A 22,287-nucleotide genomic window follows, 5' to 3' on the forward strand; every position below is an offset into this window, starting at 1 on the left:
CACCCGGGGACAAGACCCGGCAACCCATTGCCGTTCGCGACGAGCCACCCCTAGCGTTGCTTGAACGAGTGAAGGAGTTGTGTGACCATCCCATCCCGTGTCTACGCCCTCTCCCGCAGCGCCGCGGCCGAGTGGCTCGAATCGACCGACACCCACCGCGCCCGTCGCGCGCTGGAGTCGGACCTGGACTTCGTGGCCGACCTCCACGCCCTGGAGTTCCCCACCACCTACGCCACCGCACACGGCCTCGTGCACGACCCCGACCTGCTCACCTTCGTGGTCGAGCGCGACGGCACCCCCATCGGGTACGCATCGGGTCACGTCACCACCGACGGCGCGGGCCAGCTCGACTACATGGCCGTCGTCCCCGACGCCCGTGGGGTCGGGGACGGGCACGTCCTGCTCGCAGCCACCCTCGCCGCCCTCTTCGCCGAGGCGGACCTCGACGAGCTGCGCCTCGCGGTCGAGGAACACCGCAAGCCGGCGATCCGCTTCTACGAGAAGCACGGCTTCACGCGCGTGCACTGAGGCCGCTCAGCGGTCGAGCTCGGCGATCACCACGAAGTTGAAGTCGGTGCGGCGCCCCTCGCTGAGGTAGCAGCTCACCCACACTCGGAGGGGTACTCGTCGGCGCGGGCAGGGGTCGTGAACGCAGCGAAGGCGCCGGCGGTGGCGAACAGGCCGACCGCAGCGGTCGCAGCAATGGACTTTCTTCATGGTGGTGGTGCTCCTCGGGGTACAGGTTGGGGGAAGGGACGACAACGACGGTGCGCCCGCAACCCGGGATGGGAAGGGTGAACTCTCCACCTGTGGATGCAGGATGGAGGATGATGACCAGTGAGAAAGGGGTTCCACGATGGATTTCCGCCACTTGGGCAACTCGGGCCTGAAGATCTCCGAGATCATCTACGGCAACTGGCTGACCCACGGGTCGCAGGTCGAGAACGACGCCGCCACAGCGTGCGTGCGCGCGGCGCTGGACGCCGGGATCACCAGCTTCGACACCGCCGACGTGTACGCCAACACCGTCGCCGAGTCGGTGCTGGGTGACGCCCTGGCCGGCGAGCGCCGCGAGAGCCTGGAGATCTTCACGAAGGTCTACTGGCCGACCGGGCCCAAGGGCCACAACGACGTCGGGCTGTCCCGCAAGCACATCATGGAGTCGATCAACGGCTCGCTGAAACGCCTGCGCACCGACTACGTCGACCTCTACCAGGCCCACCGCTACGACCACGAGACCCCGCTCGAGGAGACCATGCAGGCCTTCGCCGACGTGGTCCGGCAAGGCAAGGCGCTCTACATCGGCGTCAGCGAGTGGACCGCCGACCAGATCCGGGCCGGGCACGCGCTGGCCAAGCACCTCGGCGTCCAGCTCATCTCGAGCCAGCCGCAGTACTCGATGCTGTGGCGCGTGATCGAGGGCGAGGTCGTGCCGACCTGCCGCGAGCTCGGGGTCAGCCAGATCGTGTGGTCGCCGATCGCGCAGGGCGTCCTGACCGGCAAGTACCTGCCCGGTCAGCCGCTGCCCGAGGGCTCGCGCGCCACCGACACGAAGGGCGGGGCGAACATGATCGCCCGCTTCATGAACGACGACGTGCTCGGCCGCGTCCAGAAGCTGAAGCCGATCGCCGACGACCTGGGCATCTCCATGGCCCAGCTCGCCGTCGCGTGGGTGCTCGGCAACGACAACGTGGCCGGCGCGATCATCGGCGCCTCCCGTCCCGAGCAGGTCGTCGAGAACGTCAAGGCGAGCGGCGTGGTGCTGGACGCCGGCGTCCGGGCCGCGATCGACGAGGCCCTGGGCGACGTCGTACAGGCCGACCCGGGGATGACCGCGAAGACCGCCCCGGCGTCCCGGCCCGCCTGAGGGGGACTCAACCGAAACGCACGCTGACTCGTCCTCCTCGGCATGACGGCCACCGACCAGGATGCGGGGTTCACCGCGTTCGTGCAGGCCCACACCGGGTCCCTGCACCACACGGCCTACCTGCTCACCGGCAACCGTCAGGCCGCCGACGACCTCCTGCAGGACGCCCTGCTGAAGACGTGGCTCGCCTGGCGGAAGATCGACCAGCGCGCGGCGTGGGCGTACACGCGGAAGGTGATGGTGACCCTCACCACCGACCGCTGGCGCCGGCGCCGCTACGAGGCGATCACGATCGACATCGACGACCGCCGCCGCGATCCGGGCGGCGAGGCGGGGTTCGAGGGCGTCGAGGACCGGGCGTTCATCGTCCGCCAGCTCGCGGGGCTCACGCCCCACGAGCGCGCGATGGTGGTGCTGCGCTACTACGCCGACCTCTCCGAGGCCGACGTGGCAGAGCAGCTCGGCGTCTCGGTCGGCACCGTCAAGTCCACCTGTTCGCGTGCGCTCGCCCGCCTCCGTTCTCGCGGAGGGGCCGCGCCGGCCACGAGGAGCCTGTCATGACCCCCATCGACGAGAACGAGCTCCGCGACGAGCTGTGGTTCGCCGAACCGGCCTCCGGCCCCGACCCGGACGCCCTCGGTGCGGCCGTCCTGTCCCGTGGCCGCGCCGTCCGCCGGCGCCGGGTCGCCCTCGCGTCGGCGGCGACGGTCGCCGTGGTCGCCCTCGCCGGCGTCGGGATCGTGAACCTGCTGCCGGGCACCGGCCAGACCGCGGTCCCCGCCCAGACCGCCCCGGCGTCCCCGTCGGTCGACCCGACCCCGGGCCCCACCGCGGTCACGCCCAGCCCCAGCGCGACCTCCCGCCCGAGCGGCACCCCCTCGCCGCGGCCGAGCGCCACCCCGAGCGGCACGCCCAGCCCCGGCCCGAGCACGAGCGAACGGCCGGGTGCGCCCCACACGGGCGTCATCCCGGCCGACTTCGGCACCGCCCTGGCCGACCGGCCGCTGCCGCGGGAGAACGAGACGGGTACCGACGAGCTCGGCCCGTTCGAGCCCCAGAGCCTGCCCATCGTGTGCGCGAGCAGCACCGAGATCGACCTGCCGTCGTTGGGCGGTCTGGAGGCCTCGCGCCTGCGCGGCCGGATCGAGGCGGGCGACGCGTCCGCGCTCGACGGCGTCCTGCTGTTCCGGTCCGAGGCGGAGGCAATGGCCTTCATGGCCGAGCTGCAGCAGAAGATCGGCGCCTGCGCGCCGGTCGGCGAGCCGGGCCCGAACATCGGGACGCCGGAGGACCCGATCATCGAGCGGACGCTGATGGCGAGCTCCACCGAGCCGGGCCTCGTCGCCGACACGTTCACGGTGCGCTACTGGACCGAGCGCGAACTCGACGGGACCTGGCACGAGGCCCCCGGCGGCACCCTCGACCTCTGGGGACGCTCCGGGCGCCTGGTCGCGATCCACTCGACCTCGGGCGAGTACGTGGGCGACCCCCACGAGGAGGCTGCGGCCGACCTGCCCCCCGCCCAGGTCCTGGCCGACCTGCTGGCGATGGCGTGACCGATCGCGGCGCCCCCGGGTGAGAGACTGGGGGCGTCCGCGACGAGAGGTGACCGATGAAGCGCAGTGCCCTGGCAGCCACGACCCTGGCGGTGCTCGCCCTGACGGCCTGCACCGGCCAGTCGGGGGCGGCGACGCCGAGCCCGACGCCCGTGGTGACCCCCACCGCGCTGCCCACGTCGACGGCCACCCCGGCACTCACGCCGCAGCCGGTGGAGTCGGGCACGACGACCACACCCAGCGCCGCCCCGAGCGCGACGCCGCCGAAGCGCACCGCCGCCCCGCACACCCCGCGGCCCACCCCGACCGCAGACAACGAGATCCCCGGCGCCCTGGGCACCCTGCCCGAGGGCTTCTCCCTCCCCGAGGAGGACCGCCCCGGCGACGAGGAGGTCTCGGCGTTCACGACCGCCGTCTGGCGTGCCTCCTGCCCCGACCGGGTGCTGACCCTCGCGTCGGCGTCCGGGATCACGGCCACCCGCGTGAAGGAGTCGGTCGGCCCCGAGCACGTCGTGGGCAACGGCCTGTTCGTGTTCACGGACGCCGCGGCCGCCCAGGCGTTCATGGCCGAGCTGGGCACCCAGCTGGCCGCCTGCGCCGCGGAGGGCCCCGACAGCGACAACTGGCGCACGGTCCAGGCCACCGACCCCCTGGCCGACCTCGGTGAGGAGGGCCTGCAGGTGCGCCAGTGGTCGGAGTGGGACACCGGCGAGGGCTGGGTGGTCGCCCCGGGGGCATCCCTGCAGTACCTCGCCCGCGAGGGCCGCTACGTCGCGCTCACCTACGAGGGCGGCGAGTACCAGGGTGATCCCGCCGACCTCCCCGACGTCGTCACCGACGCCGAGACCCGTATCACCGTGATGCTGGACCAGCTGGGCTGACCCCCGGGGCGCGATTCGGCACGGCAGGGGCCAGGCCCTGCTCGCCGTCGGGTGACGGCGAGCAGGTACGTCAGTAGCCGATGGACTTCAGGTAGGCGCGGGAGTCGGCGATGCAGTCGAACGGGTCGCGCCCGTAGGTGTCGTCCTGTTCGATGAAGAAGTACTCCGCGCCCGCGTCGATCGCGGCCGGCAGCAGCTTGGGCCAGTTCATGTTGCCCTGGCCGACCTCGGCGAACTGGGCGATGTTCAGGAAGCCCTGGAAGCCCCCCGCCACGTCACCCGACATCATCTTGTCGACGGCCTCCTGCGGCACCGCCACCACGCGGAAGTCCTTCACGTGGATCAGCTTGCACACGCCCGAGTACTCCTCGAGCATGTCCAGCGGCGCCATGCCGCCGCGCTGCACCCAGTGCAGGTCGACCTCGAACTTCACGCTGGGCGCGACCCGGCGGACGATGTCGAACATCCGCTCCCCGTCGAACTGGGCCAGGTCGACGTGGTGGTTGTGGTAGCACAGCGTGATCCCGTCGGCGGCCAGCCGGGACGCCGCGGGCTCGACCTCGGCGGCCCACGCCTCGCAGGCCTCCTTCGACACCATCGCGGTGAACGGCATCATGCCGATGCGGACGAACCGCGTCCCGAGGCGACGGCAGTCGGCGACGATCTTGTCGTAGTGCTCCTCGAGGTTGTCGCCCGTCGCCGTCGGGCCCGGCTTGAGGGCGACCGACAGCGCGCCGACCTCGATGCCGAGCTCGTCGCGACCGCGCTCGAGGGCGGCGGTGTTCGTCTCGTCCATGGGGATCTGGCTGACCTCGACGGCCTTCAGGTCCATGGCGGCGAGGCGCTCGAGCACGGGGTACATGCCCTGCTCGGCGACCTGCTCGCGCAGCATCATCATCTGGACACCCAGCACGGCCATGGTTCAGCTCCTCGTCTCGAACTTGCCCTCGGCGGAGATGCGCTCGTTCAGCTGGGCGAGGTAGGCGTCCTCGTCGAAGTCCTCGAGGGACACCTCCTGGCCGGTCCAGCTGGACAGGTGGATCGCGTTCGCGAGGCGGACGCCGTGGATGCCGTCGGCACCCGGGGCCAGCAGCTCCTCCTCGCCGTGGACCGCGGCGGCGAAGTTCCGCATGACCTCGCAGTGCTGGGCACCCCAGACGTTGCCGTACTCCTTGGTCTCCTCGCTCATGAGCTCGGAGCGGTCGAGCTGGCCCGTGAAGAGCTTCGCGACGGCGTCCATGCCCATGTTCTGGCTCATGACCTCCTCGTCCTCCTTCAGACGGGTGATCTTCACGGTGTTCGAGCCGTCGACGACGATCTTGCCCTTGTCGCACAGGATCTCGAGGCGGTCGGTGCCGTCGATGTCGTGCACGCAGGTGATGAACGTGCCGGTCGCGCCGTCGCCGAAGTCGACGAGCGCGTTGACCTCGTCCTCGACCTCGATGTCACGCCTGAAGCCGTAGGCGACCTTGGCGAACACGCTCTTCGGCACGCCACAGATCCACTGCCACAGGTCGAGCTGGTGGGGGGCCTGGTTGACCAGGACGCCGCCGCCCTCGCCGCCCCACGTCGCCCGCCACTCGGACTGCGCGTAGTACGGCTGCGGGCGCCACCAGGTGGTGATGATCCACGAGGTGTGGCGCAGCTTGCCCAGCTCGCCGGAGTCCATGAGGGCCTTGAGGTCCTTGTACAGCGGGTTGGTGCGCTGGTTGAAGAACACGCCGAACTTGAGCTCGGGCTTGGACGCCGCGTACTCGATCAGCTCGTTGGCCTGCTTGGTGTAGACGCCGACCGGCTTCTCGACCAGGGCGTGGATGCCCTGTTGGAGGGCGTAGATGCCCATCTCGGGGTGCAGGTAGTGCGGGACGGTCGTGACCACGGCGTCGACCTCGCCGGAGTCGATCATCTCCTTGTAGTCGGCGTAGAACGGGACGCCGTAGGCGTCGGCCTGCTCCTTCTTCTCGGGCAGGATGTCGCAGATCGCACCGATGCGCATGTTCGGGACCATCTCGGCGTCCAGGAACTTGGCGTACATGCCGCCCTCAGCACCCAGGCCGATGATGCCCAACCGGACCTTGTCCTCCGCCATTGCACAGCTCCTTGTCATGTGGTTGTGGAATTCAGACTAGGTCGGCACGACCTCCCGGGGGCGAGGCCCCGGAAAGTTGCCGCAGGTTGCTCGAGGCGCCGTCAGAAACCGGAGACCTGGTAGGTCGCCTTGAGGATCTGCAGGGACTTCATCGCCTCGGCGGGACTGATCCAGAAGGGTTCCGGGTCGTCCACCTTCGCGTAGAAGTCGCGCACGAGGAGTTCGTGGGAGACCCCCCAGTACGAGCGACCGCCCGACGGCGCCTGGCGCTCCTCGTAGCGGTCGGTGCCCCGGCCGTCCTTCCAGGTGACGCTCAGCCCGTTGCGCAGCGACACGTAGGCGTTGTCGCAGTCCAGCTCGAGCTCGACCGGCCGGTGCTGCGGCGCGGTCAACGTCGCGTAGAACGCGGTCTTGAGCCCCGAGGCGTGCGTCAGCAGCATCTCGGCGGTGTCCTCGACCTCGCTGACGTCGCCGAACCGGTGGGTCGCCACGTGGCCGGCCACGTCGACGACGTCGCCCATGAACCACTGCACCAGGTCGAGGGTGTGGATCGCCTGGTTGATCAGCAGGCCGCCGCCCGACTCCTCCCGGGAGCCGCGCCACGGCTTGGCCTTGTAGTAGTCGGCGGTGCGCGTCCACACCACGGAGGCGTAGGCGCCGTGCACCGCGCCGAGCTCGCCCGAGTCGAGCAGCCGGCGGAGCTCCTGGCTCGCGACGTTGTACCGGTTCTGGAAGCAGATACCGACCTTCGGCGAGGTCAGGCCCTGCGCCTCGCGCCGGGCCATCACGTCGACCAACCGCTGGCCGTCCTCGATGGACGCCGCCAGCGGCTTCTCCTGGATGACGTGGACGCCCCGCTCGAGGGCCTCCAGCGTCGGGGTGATGTGCTGGTGGTGCGGGGTGGTGATGTGCACGACGTCGGGTGCGACGGCGTCCACGAGCTCGGCGACCGACGCGAACGCCGGGACGCCCAGGGCTGCGGTCGCCGCCTCGCGGCGCTCGGCGTCCGTGTCGACCACGCCGACCAGGTCGACGCCCTCGATGCACACGATCGCCTCGTGGTGGATGATCGCGACGTCGCCCCACCCGACGATGGCCGCACGGCTCACCGCCATGAGATGCCCTGCTCGCGGAAGATGCCGGTGATGGCGTCGTACGCCGTCGTCCACAGGTCGGGGCCGCACAGGCCGCCGAACGCGTCGAAGTCGCCCAGGTGGGGCTCGATGGAGAAGAACCCGTCGTAGCCGTCGGCGGCGAGCGCGGCCACGAGCTCGCGGACCTGGCCGTCGCCCTCGCCGGCCGGCAGCACCTTGTTGTGCCCGTTGGCATCCATCTCGGTGCCCGAGGCGTCCTTGACGTGGATGTAGTCGGTGTACTCGCGCACCTGCGGGTAGGCCTCGTCGAACGGCTTCACGCCGCACTGCACGTAGTTGGCCGGGTCGAAGATCGCGCGGTAGTTCGGGGAGTCCATCGCCGTGACCAGCTCGACCACGCGCTCGGGGGTGTCCCCGTAGATGTCCTTCTCGTTCTCGTGCAGCATCGTGACGCCGCCGGCCTCGGCGAGGCGGACGAACGCGCGCGTGCGGTCCATGACCTCGTCGCGGTACTGCTCCGGGTCCTCGCCCTGGGGGATGAAGAAGCTGAACATCCGGATGTAGCCACAGCCGAAGAACTTCGCGACCTCCACGGCGTGGGCGGAGCGCTTGAGGTGCTCCTCGAACGGGTCGGTGATGACGATCTTGCCGATGTCGGAGCCGACCGAGCTCAGGCGGATGCCCGCGGCGTCCAGCTTCGCCTTGGCCTCGTCGAGCTGCTCGGGGGTCAGGTCGAGGACCTTGGTGCCCCAGGCACTGCGGAACTCGACGTGCTTGATGCCGAGCTTGGTCAGCAGGGCGATCTGTTCGTCGAGGTCCCGGGAGATCTCGTCGGCGAATCCGGTCAATGTCCACATGGGCGTGCTCCTCAGCGTCGATGCGGTGGGCTCTGGATTCACTCTAACCACGTCCCACGTTCCCGGAGCGGGGTTGCCGTCAGTGGCCTCGACGCCGCACCACCGTGAGCGCGCTGGCCGCCGCCCACGCGACGAGCGCCAGCAGTCCGATGTTGCGCAGGGTGAGGAACAGCAGTGCCCGGTCGGTCAGCGGGCTCCGCTGGAGGAGGTGGTCGTAGTACACGGGGTACACGGCGGTCGTCAGGGTGCACAGGCCCAGCCCGAGGGCGAAGGTGACCAGCGATGGACCCAGCGGCGGGGCGTCCGGGCCGCCGCGGAACGCGAACCCGACCAGCACCGCCAAGGGTGCGGCGAGCCAGACCAGGTACTGGGGGCTGAGCGCGCGCGAGGTGACCACGAACGTGCCGACGAGCACGAGCGCGAGCCAGGCGATCGTCCGCGGGTCGGCCCCGCGCCAGAACCACCATGCGAGCAGGGCCACGCACGCTACGGCCCCGACGAGCGCGGCGACCTGGGCGACCCCGATCCAGCCGGCGACCGACGGGCCGACCAGCTCGTAGGCCTTGAACGTCGAGTACCAGACCCGGTACGCCGGGTCGTCGGCCCAAGCCTGCATCGGCAGCGTCGCCGGGACGGCCTCGATCTGCAGCCCCCGGTCGCGCTGGTAGGCCAGCGGGCTGAGCAGGCGGTCCCACCCCGCGACGGCGAGGCTGACCGCGACGAGCGCGATGCCGGTGGCGGCCAGGCCGAGCGCGGGTGCCGCGACACTCACCCTCCTGACACGGGAACGGGCTCCGGAGGTGTCTCGCGCGTCAGGAAGGTGAGTGTCGCGGCGGCCCAGCGTGAGCGGGAACAGCACGATCGGCCACACCTTCAGGCCCGTGCCCAGGCCCACCAGGACGGACGCCGCCACGCGTCGGCCCTCCATGGCCAGCAGGACCGCCGCCCCGGCCACCACCGCGGGGAGGAGGTCGAAGCGGAGCAGCACGAGCGGCCCGAGGGCGGACGTGAGGCCCACCCAGGCGAGCACGGCGACGGGGCCGAGCCGGCGTCCGAGGAGGAGGGCGAAGGCGGCGTCGGCCAGGGCGGTCATCACGACCACCGCCTGGCGGTAGGCCTCGTAGTCGGTGGCGCCCAGTTCCCAGGGCAGGAGCAGGAGCAGCGCCGCGGGGGTCGGGTACTCGAGCAGGACGCCGGCCACCCCGCCGCCCGTGCGGGCGAGCTCCTGGGCGGTGAGGAAGTAGTAGTAGGTGTCGCCGTACTGGGCCGGGACCACGACCCAGGCCCACACCGACAGCAGCTTCGCCGCCCCCCACACCACCACGAGGGTGAGCACGAGCGCGGCCGCGGCGGGCGCGTCGGCGCCCCAGCGCGGACGGCGGTCGGCGACCAGCGTCACTCCTTGCCGACCATCCCGAAGTCGGTGCCCTCGTAGCCGTCGGGGCGGTCGTCCCAGCCGGTGGGGTCGAAGGCGCGGCGGCCGCGGCCGAGGGCGTCCCGATCGAGGACCTCGGGCCCGGGGCCGAACGAGGGGGTCGAGGGGGCGGCCTGCTGCTGCGGGGGCAGCCACGGGGCGGGCGGCGGCTCGGGCGTGTTCGCGAGCATCGCCTCCTCCCACGGGTCGCGCTCGGGTTCGACGGCCGGGCGGGGCGGGGCCGGCGGCGTCCGGTCGGGGGTGGACGGCGGGTGCAGCTGGGTGTTGCGGCGGGTCGACACCAAGACGAGAACGACGAGCACCGCGAGAGCGATGAGCAGGCCGACCCCGAAGATCAGCAACAACGTGGGAGCAGCCATGTGCGACGTTCCTTTCCGATTGGCCCCAGCCTACCGACCGCCGACGGTGTGGGCCGGGCGCCCCCGCGGAGGGTGCGCCCGGCCCGGGCTCGTGTGTCGGTCAGGGCGTCAGTTCTTGCCCTTGCCCTTGGCGTTGCCCCGGTTGCCGGTGTCCAGGCCGACGACGATCGGGTCGTGGTCGGAGCTGGCGAACGGGTTCGCAGTGTGGAAGTCCACGACGTCGTAGTTGCGTCGGCTGTACTGGAAGGCAATCGACTCGTCCCCGTTGATGTCCCACACCGCGGCACCGGTGACCAGGCGCTGGGCCGCCTTGTTGGCGAAGACGTGGTCGAGGGACCCGAGACGGCCCGAGAACTGGTAGGACGCTGACGTCGGCTCATACTCCTTGGCCAGGTTCACATAGCCCTGGGCCTCGATAATCTGCACCGGTGTCTCCTTGCTGTAGGCGTTGAAGTCGCCCATCAGGAAGATCGCCTCGTCACCGAACATCTCGGACGCCCACGCCGTCAGCTGGCGTGCCTGCGCCTCGCGCGACGGGTTGGCCAGGCCCTGGCCGGTCTGGTCGTCCGCGCCGGAGCCCTTGCTCTTGAAGTGGTTGGCGATCGCGACGAACGGCTTGCCGGTGTTGCGTGCCTTGAACTTCTGCGCCAGTGGATAGCGGGCGTCGGCGAACGCTTCGTCGATGTCGATCAGCGACGGGCCGAGCAGTTGGACGGTCTGCGGGTTGTAGATGAACGCCGTCCGGATGACGTCCTCGTTGGGACCGGTCACCACCGGGGAGGGGGCGAACGCCCAACGCGTCCCGCCCGCCGCCTGGTTGAGGGCAGCGACCAGGTCGGCGAGGGCCTTGTCACGCGGCTGGCCGGCGAGATAGGTGATGGCGGCGGAGTTCTCGATCTCCATCAGGGCCAGCACGTCGGCGTCCATCGTGTTGATGGCCGAGACGATCTTCTCCTTCTGGTCGGCGAACGCCTCGGCGCTCCACGCCCCGCGGACCTGGCAGAAGTCGGTGGCCACCTCGTTGCCATCACGGTCGAGGAAGGCCCCGCAGCCGGCCTCGTCCTTGCCGAGGTCGTCGAAGTAGTTGAGCACGTTGAACGCACCCAGGGTGATGTTGCCGCCCACCTCGGGGACCGTGACCTCGCGGTCGTTCTCGGACGCCACCGGGATGTCGGGGTCGTCGTGGCCGACGACCTGCCCGGTGGGCTGGTAGTTCCATTGGAAGCGGTAGTCCAGGATCACCGGCTGGCTGAAGGTGACCTGCGACGCCGTGCGCATCGGCGTGGCGGCCGACAGGTACGGGAGCGGCGAGTCCTCCGCGGGAATGGTGTCGGTGAACCGGGTGTAGTCCCAGGAGGAGCCGTCGTCCAGGGTGATGTACAACTCCTGGTTCGCGGCCTCGTACGCCGTCGCCGCGGCGCCGGGCTCGACGACCTCGGTGGCCTGGTACAGGGGCTCATCGCCGACGGCGAGGCCGAGCTGGCCGAAGCGGTTGAGCTGGAAGTTGTTGGTGATCGTGTAGGTGCCCTGCGGGTGCACGAGCATGCCCTCGTAGCGCTCCTAACCTCGCCCCGGTGGCGGTGGCGCAGGGCGAGGAGGGCCAGTCCGAGGGCAAGCTGCCGAAGTGGCTCTCCACCACGCCCGGCACCCTGCTCGTCGTCGGCACGGTCGTCTTCATCTCGATCCAGATCAACAACTTCACCGGCGGCGTCCTCAACACGTTCGTGGTCGCGCTCCTCTTCGGCATCGCCCTGCGGGCCACCGGCATCCTCAAGCCCGGCATCCTCAACGGCATCGACGCCTACGGTCTGATGATGCTCGCCATCATGATCCTGGTCTTCGGCCCGCTGGCGTCCGTCAAGCCCGCCGACGTCGCCGAGTTGGCGTTCCCGCTTCTCATCGCCTTCCTCTTCGGGATCGTCGGCATCGCGCTGTTCGCCGGCCTCACCGGCAAGCTGCTGGGCTACAGCGTCCCGATGTCGATCGCGATCGGGCTCACCTCCCTCTACGGCTTCCCAGGCACGATGATCCTGTCGCAGGAGGCCGCGCGGGGCGCCGGCGAGACTCCGGAAGAGGTCGCCGCGATCGAGGGCGAGATCCTGCCCAAGATGATCGTCGCGGGCTTCTCGACCGTCACCATCACGTCCGTCATCGTCACCGGCATCATCGCAAGCCGCATCGGCTCCTGACGCTGCCTGCCCCACCACGCCCTCGGAAAGGAAACCCCATGCCACTGGCTCCCGTGGAGTACGCGGTGATCGCGTTCGACGGCACCAGCGTGACCGGCGAAGTCGCCCCGGCCGAGGTCGCCGAAGCCGCCCTGTCCACCCACCTCTCCCCCACCGATGCACCGACCAGCCAGGAGCCAGCATGATTCGTCAACGCCGCCGGGGTCCCGGCCTCATCGGGACTGCCGCCCGCACCGCCGTCATCGCCGGCACCGCCACCAAGGTCTCCGGGAATGTCGCCGCCAAGCAGTCGGCTCAGGCCGAACAGGCCGCCCTGGCCGAGCAGGCGAGGATCCAGCAGGCCGTCGCCCAGCAGGTCGCCGCCACGCAGCCGCCCGCGCCGCCCGCGCCGGCCACACCGGTCCCGCCGGCGTCCGGGGACGTCCTGGACGGCCTGGAGCGGCTGGCCGCCCTGCACCAGCAGGGCGCGCTGACCGACGTGGAGTTCTCTGCCGCGAAGGCGAAGCTGCTCGGACTCTGAGCCGAGAGGGCGTCAGCCCTTCTTGCGTCGCAGCAGGAGCCCGGTCGCCAAACCGGCCAGGAACATGATCGTCAGGGTCGTCCACTGCGGTGCCGTGAACGTGAAGGTCAACAGGTCGACCTGCGCCGGTGCGCGGTTCTGCAGGATGAAGGCGATCGCGAGCACCGCGATCACCACGCCCAGCCAGACCCGCGGGTTCGTCGCCAGTCCGCGCCAGAAGTCCCCGCCCTCTTGAGCGCCCATGGCTTCCTCCTGTGGTGTGCTCCGCCCGGAGGCGGATGAGGCCATGATGCCAGCGGACGCCGGCGCGGCGAATCACCCGCACCGGGTGGTGACAGGCCGGGCATCCGTGGACACGATGGACACAGACACCCCCGCTCAGACCCGCGGGGCTGGGAAGAGAGGCAACACATGTCGGAACTCATCATCATCGGTTACGACGACCACCTGCAGGCTGAGAAGGCGCACGACCGCGTCCTCGAGCTGCAGCGCGACCACATCGTGAAGCTCGCCGGCCTCGCGGTCGTCCGCGTGGACGACGACGGCAAGAAGCACGTCGACACCCCGGCCAAGGGCCTCGTGGGGACCGGCGCGGCGTCCGGCGCCCTGTGGGGCATGCTCATCGGGCTGCTCTTCCTCGTGCCCGGCGTCGGCCTGGTCCTGGGTGGCCTCTGGGGCGCGCTCATGGGCCGCCTGGGCAAGGCGGGCATCGACGACGCGTTCCGCGACCGAGTCGAGGGACTCCTGGAGCCCGGCAAGGCGGCCGTGGTCGTGCTCGCCACCAAGCTGACCGAGGACAAGTTCGCCGCCAGCATGGGCGAGTTCGGCGGCACCGTGCTGAAGACGTCGCTGTCTGACGAGGACGAGAAGGCCCTGGCCGAGGAACTCGCCTGAGTCCCATGCCAGCCACCGGGTTCGTCTCGACCGGACACCTGCCCGCCGCCGCGTCCGTGGCGGCGGCGGTGCGGGAGGCCCACGCGCGGTTCCGGGGCACCTCAGACGGCAGCCCGTCGACGGTCTACCCGGCGCTGGGCCGCGCCGACCCGGACGCCTTCGGCATCTGCCTCGTCGACGTGGACGGGGAGTCCCACGCTGTCGGGGCCGTGGACACGCCCTTCACGATCATGAGCGTCGCGAAGCCGTTCGTCTTCGCGCTCGCCTGCCGCGCCCGGGGTGCGGAGCGCGTGCGTGAGCTGGTCGGCGTCGACGCGACCGGCCTGCCCTTCAACTCGGTCGCGGCCGTGGAGGGCAGCCCGGACGGCCGCACCAACCCGATGGTGAACGCGGGGGCGATCCAGACGACGGCCCTCGTCCCGGGCGCGACGCCCGACGAGCGGTGGGCCGCCATCTCCGACGGACTCTCCGCCTTCGCCGGACGCCCCCTCGAGCTGGACGCCGAAGTGTACGCGTCGGCGTCCGCCACCAACGACGTCAACCGGGCGCTCGCCTGGCTGCTGAACGTCCGCGGCAGGATGACGGGGGACCCGGACGTGGCGCTCGACCTGTACACGCGGCAGAGCGCCCTGGCGGTGACCGCGCGCGACCTGGCGGTGATGGGGGCCACGCTCGCCGACGGAGGGGTGAACCCGCTGACGAAAGAGCAGGTGCTGCCCGCCGAGCTGTGCCACCACGTGCTGGCGGTCATGGTGGTCGCCGGGCTGTACGAGAGCTCCGGCGACTGGTTCTACCGCGTCGGGTTGCCCGCCAAGAGCGGCATCGGCGGCGGCATCGTCACCGTGTCCCCCGGCAAGGGCGGCCTCGGCACGTACTCCCCACCGCTGGACGCCGCCGGCAACAGCGTCCGCGGGCAGCTCGTGGCACGCCACCTGTCCGCCGGGCTGGGGCTGGACCTGCTGGCGTCCGCCCCGGCGCCGTGACGAGGGGGCTGGCATGGCGGGCACGTTCACCGGCCTGACCGAGTCCGAGGCACGGGTCCGGCTCGCAGCCGGCCAGGACAACACCACGAACCTCAAGCCGCTGCGCACCCTGCACCAGGCCCGCCGGGAGAGCATCTTCACGGTGTTCAACCTGAACTTCGTGGGCCTCGCCCTGATCCTGGTGCTGTTGTCGGAGTGGATCGGCGCGGCCCTGACGATCCTGCTGTTCGCGATCTCGCTGTCGCTGCGCACGCTGCAGGAGTCGCTCGCCGCGAGACGCATCGCGGCTGTGCGGGACGCCGCGCACGTCCGCGCCACCGTCATCCGCGACGGACGCCCCCGGCTGGTCGACAGCGACCACATCGTGCCCGGGGACCTGCTGGTCGTCTCCCCGGGCGACCAGTTCCAGGTCGACGGCGTCGTGGCCGCCGGCAGCGTGCTGGTCGACGCCTCAGTCGTCACCGGACGCCGCGGCTGGACCCGCTGCCAGGCCGGCGACGAGGTGTTCGCGGGCAGCGTCTGCCTGTCGGGCAAGGGCCGCTACGTGGCCACGCGCGTCGGTCCGGACCGGACGATCCACGCGCGCCTGGCCCAGCGGACGGCGCTGGCGTCGCGACCCACCCCGCTGGAACGCCTCGTGGCGAAGATCCTCACGGCCCTGCTCGTCGTCGTCGTGGTGTACGCGACCATCCTCCTGGCCAAGTACTTCCGCCTCGACGTGGGCGAGCCGGGCGACGCCTTCGTGGACGCCGCCCCGGTCATCTTCTCGCTGGCCCCCACCGGCCTGTACCTCATGATCATCGTCTCCTACGCCATCGGCACCGCCGACCTGGCCCGGATCGGGGCGGTGGTGCAGAGCGCCCGGTCGGTGGAGCTCCTCGCCGAGTCGACCGTGCTGTGCGTCACCGACGTCGGCCTGCTGTCGGGCACGTCGATGCGCGTCGAGCCGCTGCCGCGGCCCGAGGACGCCGGGGACGAGGCCTGGCCGGACCCCGCCGAGTTGCACCGCATCCTGGGGGACATAGGGCGCAGCACGTCCCAGAGCACGCCCGTCTCCGCGATCGTCGCCCGGTCGTTCGAGGGCGAGGGGCGGGCCCTCGTCGTGGAGGCACCCCACCTGGCCACCCTTGGCTGGACGGGCCTGGCCTTCGACGACCCCGACGACCCCCACCTGTACGTGATCGGCGAGCCCCGCGTCTTCGGCGTCCCGTCGGCCGCCGACGAGGCGCTGGTCCTGGCGCGGGGTCCAGTCGACGCCCCCCTCGCGGACGCCGACGGCCGACCTCACCTGCCCGCCGGGCTCGTGCCGCTCTGCGTGGTCGAACGCCGCCGCCACCTCCACCCGGACGCCCCGGCCGTGGTGCGCGACTTCGTGGCCTCCGGCGTCCGGCTCAAGGTGTTCTCCACCGAGGATCCCGACGCGGTGCTCGTCACGCTGCGCGAGGCCGGGCTCACGGCGTCCGACGAGCGTGACCTGCTGCCCGGCGGCGGGCTCTCCCGCTCCGGGCTCGAGGCTATCCCGCGCGAGCAGTGGGCGGCCGCCGCGCGCGACCACCGCCTCTTCGGCGGGCTGACCCCCGACCAGGTGGGCGAACTCGTGGCCCTGCTGCGCGCCGGCGGTGACCGCGTGACCGTGGTGGGTGACGGCCTGAGCGACCTGCCCGCGATGCAGGAGGCCCACCTGTCGGTGGCCCAGCAGGCGAGCTCGCAGGCCGCGCTGGGCCTGGCCGACATCGTGCTGCTGAACGACTCCCCCGGCGTGCTGCTGTCGGTGCTCCACCGCGGTCAGGCGATCGTGCGCGGCCTGCTCGACGTGATGAAGCTCAACCTCTCCATGGTGGTCTGCTCGGCGTTGCTGATCGGGTTCGTGCGCCTGTTCGGCGTGGGGTTCCCCTATGTGGCGGGGCAGGGGTCGATCATCTCGATCCTCGCGGTCACGATCCCGTCGGTGCTGCTGCCGCTGTGGGCGCGACCGGGGCCGGTCTCGAGCCGGCGGTACCCGCTGGTCCTGGCCCGGTTCGTCGTCCCGGCGGGGGTGCTGCTCAGCCTGGCCACGTTCGGCGTCTACCTCGTGTTCGTGTCACGCACGTCCGACGTGCGGCTGGCCCAACTCGCCGTCACCTACACGCTGCTCTACGCGGGGCTGGCGTTGTCGGTGCTGGTCCAGCCGCCGCGGCTCCGCCGCCCCGTGCGGGCCGGCGCCGCCCCGGCCCGCGACTGGCGGGCCACCGTGCTGGCGGCGACCCTGGCGCTGGTGGGCACGCTGGTGCCCCTGGTGCCGCTTGCCCGCCGCCAGTACCGGATCGACTTCCTGCCGCACCCGACCGACTACCTCATCGTGCTCGGGGCGGTCGCCGGCTGGGCGCTCGTGCTGCACCTCGTCTGGCGTGCCTTCCCGCGCGTCGATTGACCCCGCTTCAGCAGCGCCGCCTCAGCCGCGCTTGAGGCGGGCGGCCGTCGCCCCGTCCGCGCGCCGCAGCTCGAGGTTGTCCCCCTCGACGCTGACGGTGGCCGCCGACTCCAGGGCGGCGACCAGGGCGGCCTCCTGCTCCATGACGCCGGCCGGCTCGGCGCACGCCATCCGCGTCGACATGAAGGGCCCGAGCTTGATCGCGGTCCCGTCGAGCGTGTAGCCGCTGTTCAGCCGGTTGCAGCCCGCGGTGCCGCTCACCGAGTCGTCGGTGAACTCGAACGTCGGCGTCGTGCCCTCGATCGGGCTCACCACGGCGGAGGCGCCGTCGTGGTAGCCGAGCACCTGCCACGTGCCGGCCAGTTCCTCCGACTGCGCGGAGAACGCGACCAGCGCCTTGCCCGCCTCGTCGCTCAGGGTCAGCCGGTCGGCCGCCAGCGCGAAGGTGCGCGCGGCGCCCAAGGAGGTCAGGAACGCCGCCTCCTGCGCCATGACGGCCTCGTCGCACGCGATCATCGTGGACGCGACGGCCGCGTCGATGCGGATCTCGGTGCCCGTCGTGGAGTACCGGGTGGTGAAGCGGTTGCAGCCGCCCGAACCCGTCAGCGCGCCATCCGCGCCGAACGCGGCCGTCAGCGTGCTGTCGGCGGCGGGCGGCGCACCGTCGAGGTCCGCCACCTCCCACCGCGTGTCCGCCAGGGGCGACGCGGGCGTGGTCGGCTCCGGCGTCCGGGCCGGCTCGGGCGAGGCCACCCCACCGGCACAGGCCGTGGTGGCCAGCGCCACCAGCAGCGCGAGGGCGCCCACCCGGCGGATCCGTCCTCTTGTCATGTCGACCTCCCAATCTTCCGGGCCCGCGCGCGGGCCGCATCGTCGTGCTTGTGTCAGGGTGCTTCTGCCAGGGTGACGGTCACCGTCGACCGGCTGCCCTCCCGCAGCAGGTCCAGCTCCGCCCGGTCGCCCACGGCTGCGGTCGCCAGCAGGCGGCCGATCGTGAAGGAATCAGCCGCGCTCCCGTTGATGCCCACGACGAGGTCGCCGGCCCGGACGCCCGCCGCCGCGGACGGGCCGCCCGCGAGCACCGACTGGACGAACAGGGCCGACGGCACCCCGAGCGGCCGGGCGGCCGCGGGCGGTACCGGGGCGTAGGACAGGCCGAGCCAGGGGTGGGTCGCCCGCCCGTCCGCCACCAGTTGGTCCGTGACGCGGCGCACGGTGCTCGCCGGGACGGCGAAGCCCAGCCCGACGCTGCCGCCGCCGGCCACGCCCGAGGCGTCCGGCACCGTCGAGATGACCGTGTTGATGCCGACCACCCGCCCCGCGCAGTCGACGAGCGGGCCGCCCGAGTTGCCGGGGTTGATCGACGCGTCGGTCTGGACCGTGCCGGCCAGCACCGTGGTGCCGCCGCCGGCCACCGGCGCCAGCACGTCGCGGTGCAGGGCGCTGACGATGCCCGTCGTGACCGTGCCGGACAGCCCCAGGGGTGCGCCGAGCGCGAGGACCTGCTCGCCCACGCGCGGGATCGTGTCGCCGATGGCGAGCGTGGCCAGGTCGGACGCCTCGACCTGGAGCACGGCGACGTCGGTCTTCGGGTCCGTCCCGACCAGCGTCGCGGGCTTCCGCTCGCCCGTCGCCAGCAGGACGCTGAGGCGCGCCGACCCGGCGATGACGTGGTCGTTGGTGACGATCCGGCCCGTCGGCGTCAGGACGGCACCGCTGCCCGAGCCGCCCGTGGACTCCGCGAACACCGTGACGACCGCACCCGCGGCGTCCGCGGCCACGGCCGCCGTGTTGCAGGAGCCGGCCACCGGCGTGACCCGCGCGACGAAGAAGCCGGCGGCCCCGCCGGCGACCAGCCCGGCGGCGAGGCCGATGGCGACCAGACCCGCCACCGGGCTTCGCGGGGCGTTCGTGGCCATGGCTCAGCCCACGACCGGCAGGTAGCCCGGGCCGAGCGGGATGCCGAGCAGGAACCACGCGAGGAACAGGACGGTCCAGACCACGAAGATCGTCACCGAGTACGGCAGCATCAGCGCCACCACGGTGCCGATGCCAGCCTTCCGCTGGTAGCGCGCCGCGATCGTGGCGATGAACGGCAGGTACACCATCAGGGGCGTCAGCGCGTTCACCGGGGAGTCGGCGAGCCGGTAGGCCGCCAGCAGGGTCTGCGGCGCCACGCCCAGCCTCATGAACAGCGGCACGAAGATGGGCGCGAAGATCGCCCACTTCGGCAGCGCGCCCGGCATGATGAAGTCGAGCAGCACGATCACCACGATGAAGCCCAGCAGCAGCGGCACCGCGCCGATGTTGGCCGTCTCGAGCAACTCCGCCAGCGCTCCGGCGAGCACGCGCGGCATGTTCGTCCAGTTGAAGAACGCGATGAACTGGGCGATCATCAGCAGCATCAGCACCATGCCCCCCAGACCCGAGAAGGTCTTGGTGATGGCCTTGATCACGTCGCCGCTGCTCGTCATGGTGCGTGCGCCCACGCCGTAGCAGATGCCCGACACCAGGAACATCAGCATGATGATGAACAGCAGGCTGTCCATGAACGGCGAATTGCCGATGATGTTGCCCGTCTCGGGGTCACGCAGGGGCGCGCCCGGCGGGAAGGTGGCCAGCGCCACGATCGCCACCACCAGGCCGAACCCGATGAGCGCGAACCGGGAGCCGCGCTTGTCGGCCTCGGGGGCGATGTCGGCGGCGTCCGTGTGCCCGGCCGTGCCCTCGGACGGGTCCCATGTGCCCAACCGGGGCTCCACGATCTTCTCGGTGACCACGGCCGCCGCGAACGCGAGGATCAGCGACATGGCGACCATGTAGTACCAGTTGGCCACGATCGTGATCGGCTCGCCGCCAGCCAGGGCGATCGCTTCGTTGGCGATCTCCGTGATCATCGCGTCCGTGGGCGTGAGCGAGATGTTGACCATGAAGATCGCCGCCACGCCGGCGAAGCCGGACGCCAACCCGGCCAGCGGGTGCCGGCCGACACTGGCGAACGCGGCCGCCGACAGCGGGATCAAGATGAGGTAGCCGGCGTCGGAGGCGACCGACGACAGGACGCCCACCAGGATCAGGATGAAGCTGAGCGCCCAGCGGGGCGAGGCGCCCACCAGCTTGCGGATGAGCGAGCCCAGCAGCCCCGACTCCTCGGAGACCCCGGCGCCCATCATCGCGATGAACGTGACCGCCACGACGCCAAAGCCCGCGAAGTTGCTGACGAAGGAGGAGAAGATGAACCGGATGCCCTCAGTCGAGAGCAGGCTCTTGATCGGGATCGTCTCCTCGACGATCGTCCAGTCCGCCTGGTAGGGCCCCTCGGGCGCGATCATGCCCGGCTGGGTGGTGTCCTCGTAGTAGTCGTGCTGCGGGGCCCCCTGCTCCACCGGGACGGCGATCTGCTCGGTGATGGAGACCCCGGCCAGGGCGAGCCCCCACGACAGCGCGATGATCAGCAGGATGAGGTACCCGAACATCAGCGCCGGGGGCGGCACCTTGTTGCCCAGCCGCTCGATCGCGGCGAGCATCCCCTTCTCGGGCGGGCCGGACGCCTCGACCGTCGGCTCGGCGGTGCTCATGGCTCGCCTCGGGGCACCCGGAAGTTGAGGGCGAGGTCGACCAGCAGGCGGGCCCCGAACCCCGTCGTGCCCTTGTTGCGCCACTTCACCGCGGAGCCCGATTGGGCGGTACCGGCGATGTCGATGTGCGCCCAGGGCACGCCGCCCACGAACTCGTTGAGGAACAGCGCGGCCGTGATCGACCCGGCGTTCGGGCCGCCCATGTTGCGCAGGTCGGCGATGCCGGAATCCAGCTCTCCGCGGTAGCGCTGCGCCAGGGGCAGCTCCCACACCGGCTCGTCGACCCGCTCGGCAGACGCCTTGACCTGGTCGACCAGGCCCGCGTCGTTGCCCAGCACACCGGCGATCTCCGTGCCGAACGTGCGCAGGCACGCACCCGTGAGGGTGGCGATGTCGACGATGGCGTCCACAGGCTCCTCGGTGGCGAGCACGATGGCGTCAGCCATGACGAGGCGACCCTCGGCGTCGGTGTTGATGACCTCGACGGTCTTGCCGCCTCGCATCACGATGATGTCGCCCATCCGCAGTGCCGACCCGCCGGGCATGTTGTCGGTGCACATCAGGTAGCCGGTGACCTGGCAGGTGCAGCCCAGGTCGCGCAGCGTCGTCATCGCGCCGAGGATCGCGGCCGCACCGGTCATGTCGTTCTTCATGGTGGCGTGCACCTCGTCACCCGGCTTGAGGGCCAGGCCGCCGGCGTCGTACATGATGCCCTTCCCGACGAGCGCCAAGCGGCCGGCCGGCTCGCCCTCGGGGCGGTAGACGAGCTTGACCATGACGGGCGGCTCCGTGCTGCCCAGGTTCACGCCGAGCAGGCCGCCGCAGCCCAGTTCGACGAGCGCCTGCTCATCGAAGACCTCGACCTCCAGCCCGGCCGCAGAGCCCACCTCGGTGGCAACCTCGCCGAGCCGGGTGGCGGTGAGGATTCCGCCCGGCAGCCCGGAGAGGTCGCGGGTCAGCTTGGTCGCGCGCACGAGGACCTCGCCCCGCGCCAGGCCCGCCGACAGCGCATCGTTGCGCACGGGGTCCGCCACGAGGGTCAGCGAGGCCAGCATCGCATCGGGGCCGTCGGCGCCGAGCCGGTGGACGTAGCGGGCGAGCGCCGCGCCCTCGACGGCGGCCGCCGCGGCGTCGTCATCCGGCACCGCCGTCTCGGGCAGCACCAGGGCCAGGTCGACCTGGCCGGGGACCGCTCGAGCGAAATGGGAGGCCGCGTCCCGCAACACCGCGGCGTCGGCGTTCGCCCGGTCACCGGCGCCGACCAGGACGACCACCGACTCCGCGCCGGGCAGCACGAGGGTCTTCCCCGGCTCCGGTGCGAAGCCGAGTGCGGCCACCCGGGCCGCATCCAGGCCGGACGCCGTGGGCGGCTCCTCCCCGGTGAACACGAGGTGGCCGACTGCTCCCCCGGACGGGGCGACGTCGCTGACGGACAGCCCCAGCTGGCGTCGGGGAAGGGTGAACGGGGGGTACGGCGCTCTGTGTGTCATGGTCAGGACGCTAGGAATCGCGCGCCTGCGGGGCATCACCCGTGGCGGGTGATGTGCCGTCCGGCCGGTGCGGGCAGGCTCACCG

General features: G+C 71.5%; 22 protein-coding genes and 1 pseudogene. 11 read left to right on the forward strand and 12 right to left on the reverse strand.

Translation table 11 applies throughout. The features are described 5' to 3' along the window. Window positions 1-81: 81 nt before the first annotated feature. The 5 genes from J4N02_RS15740 to J4N02_RS15760 all read left to right on the forward strand — a co-directional run bounded on the left by J4N02_RS15740 (window position 82) and on the right by J4N02_RS15760 (window position 4,304). The gene (locus J4N02_RS15740; protein WP_188333547.1) at window positions 82-528 is read left to right on the forward strand and encodes a GNAT family N-acetyltransferase; all 447 of its coding nucleotides are present in this window, start codon (window positions 82-84) and stop codon (window positions 526-528) included. A gap of 328 nt (window positions 529-856) precedes the next feature. After that, window positions 857-1,867, forward strand: a complete 1,011-nt coding sequence (locus J4N02_RS15745) for an aldo/keto reductase family protein (RefSeq protein ID WP_188333548.1) — start codon at window positions 857-859, stop codon at window positions 1,865-1,867. A gap of 42 nt (window positions 1,868-1,909) precedes the next feature. Next, window positions 1,910-2,428 (forward strand): SigE family RNA polymerase sigma factor, encoded by a 519-nt coding sequence (locus tag J4N02_RS15750; RefSeq protein WP_188333549.1) that lies wholly within the window; start codon window positions 1,910-1,912, stop codon window positions 2,426-2,428. Beyond that, window positions 2,425-3,423, forward strand: a complete 999-nt coding sequence (locus tag J4N02_RS15755) for a hypothetical protein (RefSeq protein WP_188333550.1) — start codon at window positions 2,425-2,427, stop codon at window positions 3,421-3,423. Before J4N02_RS15750 ends, J4N02_RS15755 begins: the two co-directional genes overlap by 4 nt. A 56-nt stretch (window positions 3,424-3,479) precedes the next feature. After that, window positions 3,480-4,304, forward strand: a complete 825-nt coding sequence (locus J4N02_RS15760; RefSeq protein WP_188333551.1) for a hypothetical protein — start codon at window positions 3,480-3,482, stop codon at window positions 4,302-4,304. 70 nt (window positions 4,305-4,374) lie between these two features. Here the strand turns inward: J4N02_RS15760 and J4N02_RS15765 are convergent, their stop codons facing one another. From J4N02_RS15765 to J4N02_RS15795, 7 genes and pseudogenes are all read right to left on the reverse strand, one after another. Next, window positions 4,375-5,223 (reverse strand): sugar phosphate isomerase/epimerase, encoded by an 849-nt coding sequence (locus tag J4N02_RS15765; RefSeq protein ID WP_182814724.1) that lies wholly within the window; start codon window positions 5,221-5,223, stop codon window positions 4,375-4,377. Window positions 5,224-5,226: 3 nt separating this feature from the next. Next, window positions 5,227-6,393 carry a Gfo/Idh/MocA family protein gene (locus tag J4N02_RS15770; RefSeq protein ID WP_188333552.1) on the reverse strand — a complete coding sequence of 389 codons (1,167 nt, stop codon included), beginning with the start codon at window positions 6,391-6,393 and terminating at the stop codon, window positions 5,227-5,229. 101 nt (window positions 6,394-6,494) lie between these two features. After that, complete coding sequence (locus tag J4N02_RS15775; RefSeq protein ID WP_188333553.1) at window positions 6,495-7,508, reverse strand: Gfo/Idh/MocA family protein; 1,014 nt, start codon at window positions 7,506-7,508, stop codon at window positions 6,495-6,497. Further along, on the reverse strand, window positions 7,499-8,344 hold the full coding sequence (locus J4N02_RS15780) for a sugar phosphate isomerase/epimerase (protein WP_188333554.1): 846 nt from the start codon (window positions 8,342-8,344) through the stop codon (window positions 7,499-7,501). Before J4N02_RS15780 ends, J4N02_RS15775 begins: the two co-directional genes overlap by 10 nt. Before the next feature lie 79 nt (window positions 8,345-8,423). Continuing rightward, window positions 8,424-9,743: a glycosyltransferase 87 family protein gene (locus J4N02_RS15785; protein ID WP_188333555.1), complete on the reverse strand. Its 1,320-nt coding sequence runs from the start codon at window positions 9,741-9,743 to the stop codon at window positions 8,424-8,426. Continuing rightward, the gene (locus J4N02_RS15790) at window positions 9,740-10,138 is read right to left on the reverse strand and encodes a hypothetical protein (protein ID WP_182814719.1); all 399 of its coding nucleotides are present in this window, start codon (window positions 10,136-10,138) and stop codon (window positions 9,740-9,742) included. The genes J4N02_RS15785 and J4N02_RS15790 overlap by 4 nt, the downstream gene beginning before the upstream one ends. 108 nt (window positions 10,139-10,246) lie before the next feature. Continuing rightward, a pseudogene (locus J4N02_RS15795) lies at window positions 10,247-11,686 on the reverse strand (ExeM/NucH family extracellular endonuclease); the annotation flags it as partial. Window positions 11,687-11,712: 26 nt separating this feature from the next. On the opposite strand from J4N02_RS15795, the gene J4N02_RS15800 reads away from it, so the two are divergent. From J4N02_RS15800 to J4N02_RS15810, 3 genes are read left to right on the forward strand one after another with little or no spacing between them, the layout of a single operon-like run. Further along, window positions 11,713-12,327: a hypothetical protein gene (locus tag J4N02_RS15800; RefSeq protein ID WP_208091023.1), complete on the forward strand. Its 615-nt coding sequence runs from the start codon at window positions 11,713-11,715 to the stop codon at window positions 12,325-12,327. Between the two features lie 38 nt (window positions 12,328-12,365). Beyond that, window positions 12,366-12,512, forward strand: a complete 147-nt coding sequence (locus J4N02_RS15805; protein ID WP_182814718.1) for a hypothetical protein — start codon at window positions 12,366-12,368, stop codon at window positions 12,510-12,512. Continuing rightward, a complete protein-coding gene (locus tag J4N02_RS15810) occupies window positions 12,509-12,847 on the forward strand; it encodes an SHOCT domain-containing protein (RefSeq protein ID WP_188333557.1) in 339 nt (112 codons plus the stop codon). Before J4N02_RS15805 ends, J4N02_RS15810 begins: the two co-directional genes overlap by 4 nt. Window positions 12,848-12,859: 12 nt before the next feature. On the opposite strand, the gene J4N02_RS15815 is transcribed toward J4N02_RS15810, so the two are convergent. Beyond that, window positions 12,860-13,090, reverse strand: a complete 231-nt coding sequence (locus J4N02_RS15815; RefSeq protein WP_182814716.1) for a hypothetical protein — start codon at window positions 13,088-13,090, stop codon at window positions 12,860-12,862. A 168-nt stretch (window positions 13,091-13,258) separates the two neighbouring features. On the opposite strand from J4N02_RS15815, the gene J4N02_RS15820 reads away from it, so the two are divergent. From J4N02_RS15820 to J4N02_RS15830, 3 genes are read left to right on the forward strand one after another with little or no spacing between them, the layout of a single operon-like run. Further along, window positions 13,259-13,741, forward strand: coding sequence for a DUF1269 domain-containing protein (locus J4N02_RS15820; RefSeq protein WP_182814715.1), 483 nt, complete (start codon window positions 13,259-13,261; stop codon window positions 13,739-13,741). Between the two features lie 5 nt (window positions 13,742-13,746). Further along, window positions 13,747-14,724 carry a glutaminase A gene (glsA, locus tag J4N02_RS15825; RefSeq protein ID WP_188333558.1) on the forward strand — a complete coding sequence of 326 codons (978 nt, stop codon included), beginning with the start codon at window positions 13,747-13,749 and terminating at the stop codon, window positions 14,722-14,724. A 13-nt stretch (window positions 14,725-14,737) separates the two neighbouring features. Then, window positions 14,738-17,134 (forward strand): hypothetical protein, encoded by a 2,397-nt coding sequence (locus J4N02_RS15830; RefSeq protein WP_182814714.1) that lies wholly within the window; start codon window positions 14,738-14,740, stop codon window positions 17,132-17,134. A 21-nt stretch (window positions 17,135-17,155) separates the two neighbouring features. Here the strand turns inward: J4N02_RS15830 and J4N02_RS15835 are convergent, their stop codons facing one another. The 4 genes from J4N02_RS15835 to J4N02_RS15850 are packed head-to-tail and all read right to left on the reverse strand — an operon-like array spanning window position 17,156 to window position 22,202. Further along, the gene (locus J4N02_RS15835) at window positions 17,156-17,965 is read right to left on the reverse strand and encodes an META domain-containing protein (protein ID WP_182814713.1); all 810 of its coding nucleotides are present in this window, start codon (window positions 17,963-17,965) and stop codon (window positions 17,156-17,158) included. A 53-nt stretch (window positions 17,966-18,018) separates the two neighbouring features. Then, entirely contained in the window at window positions 18,019-19,053 is a 1,035-nt protein-coding gene (locus J4N02_RS15840) for a S1C family serine protease (RefSeq protein WP_182814712.1), read from the reverse strand. Window positions 19,054-19,056: 3 nt separating this feature from the next. After that, window positions 19,057-20,712, reverse strand: coding sequence for an AbgT family transporter (locus J4N02_RS15845; RefSeq protein WP_188333559.1), 1,656 nt, complete (start codon window positions 20,710-20,712; stop codon window positions 19,057-19,059). Next, the gene (locus tag J4N02_RS15850; RefSeq protein WP_188333560.1) at window positions 20,709-22,202 is read right to left on the reverse strand and encodes a M17 family metallopeptidase; all 1,494 of its coding nucleotides are present in this window, start codon (window positions 22,200-22,202) and stop codon (window positions 20,709-20,711) included. Before J4N02_RS15850 ends, J4N02_RS15845 begins: the two co-directional genes overlap by 4 nt. Between the last annotated feature and the right edge of the window lie 85 nt (window positions 22,203-22,287).

The organism is Propioniciclava sp. MC1595, from assembly GCF_017569205.1.
GTDB lineage: Bacteria > Actinomycetota > Actinomycetes > Propionibacteriales > Propionibacteriaceae > Propioniciclava.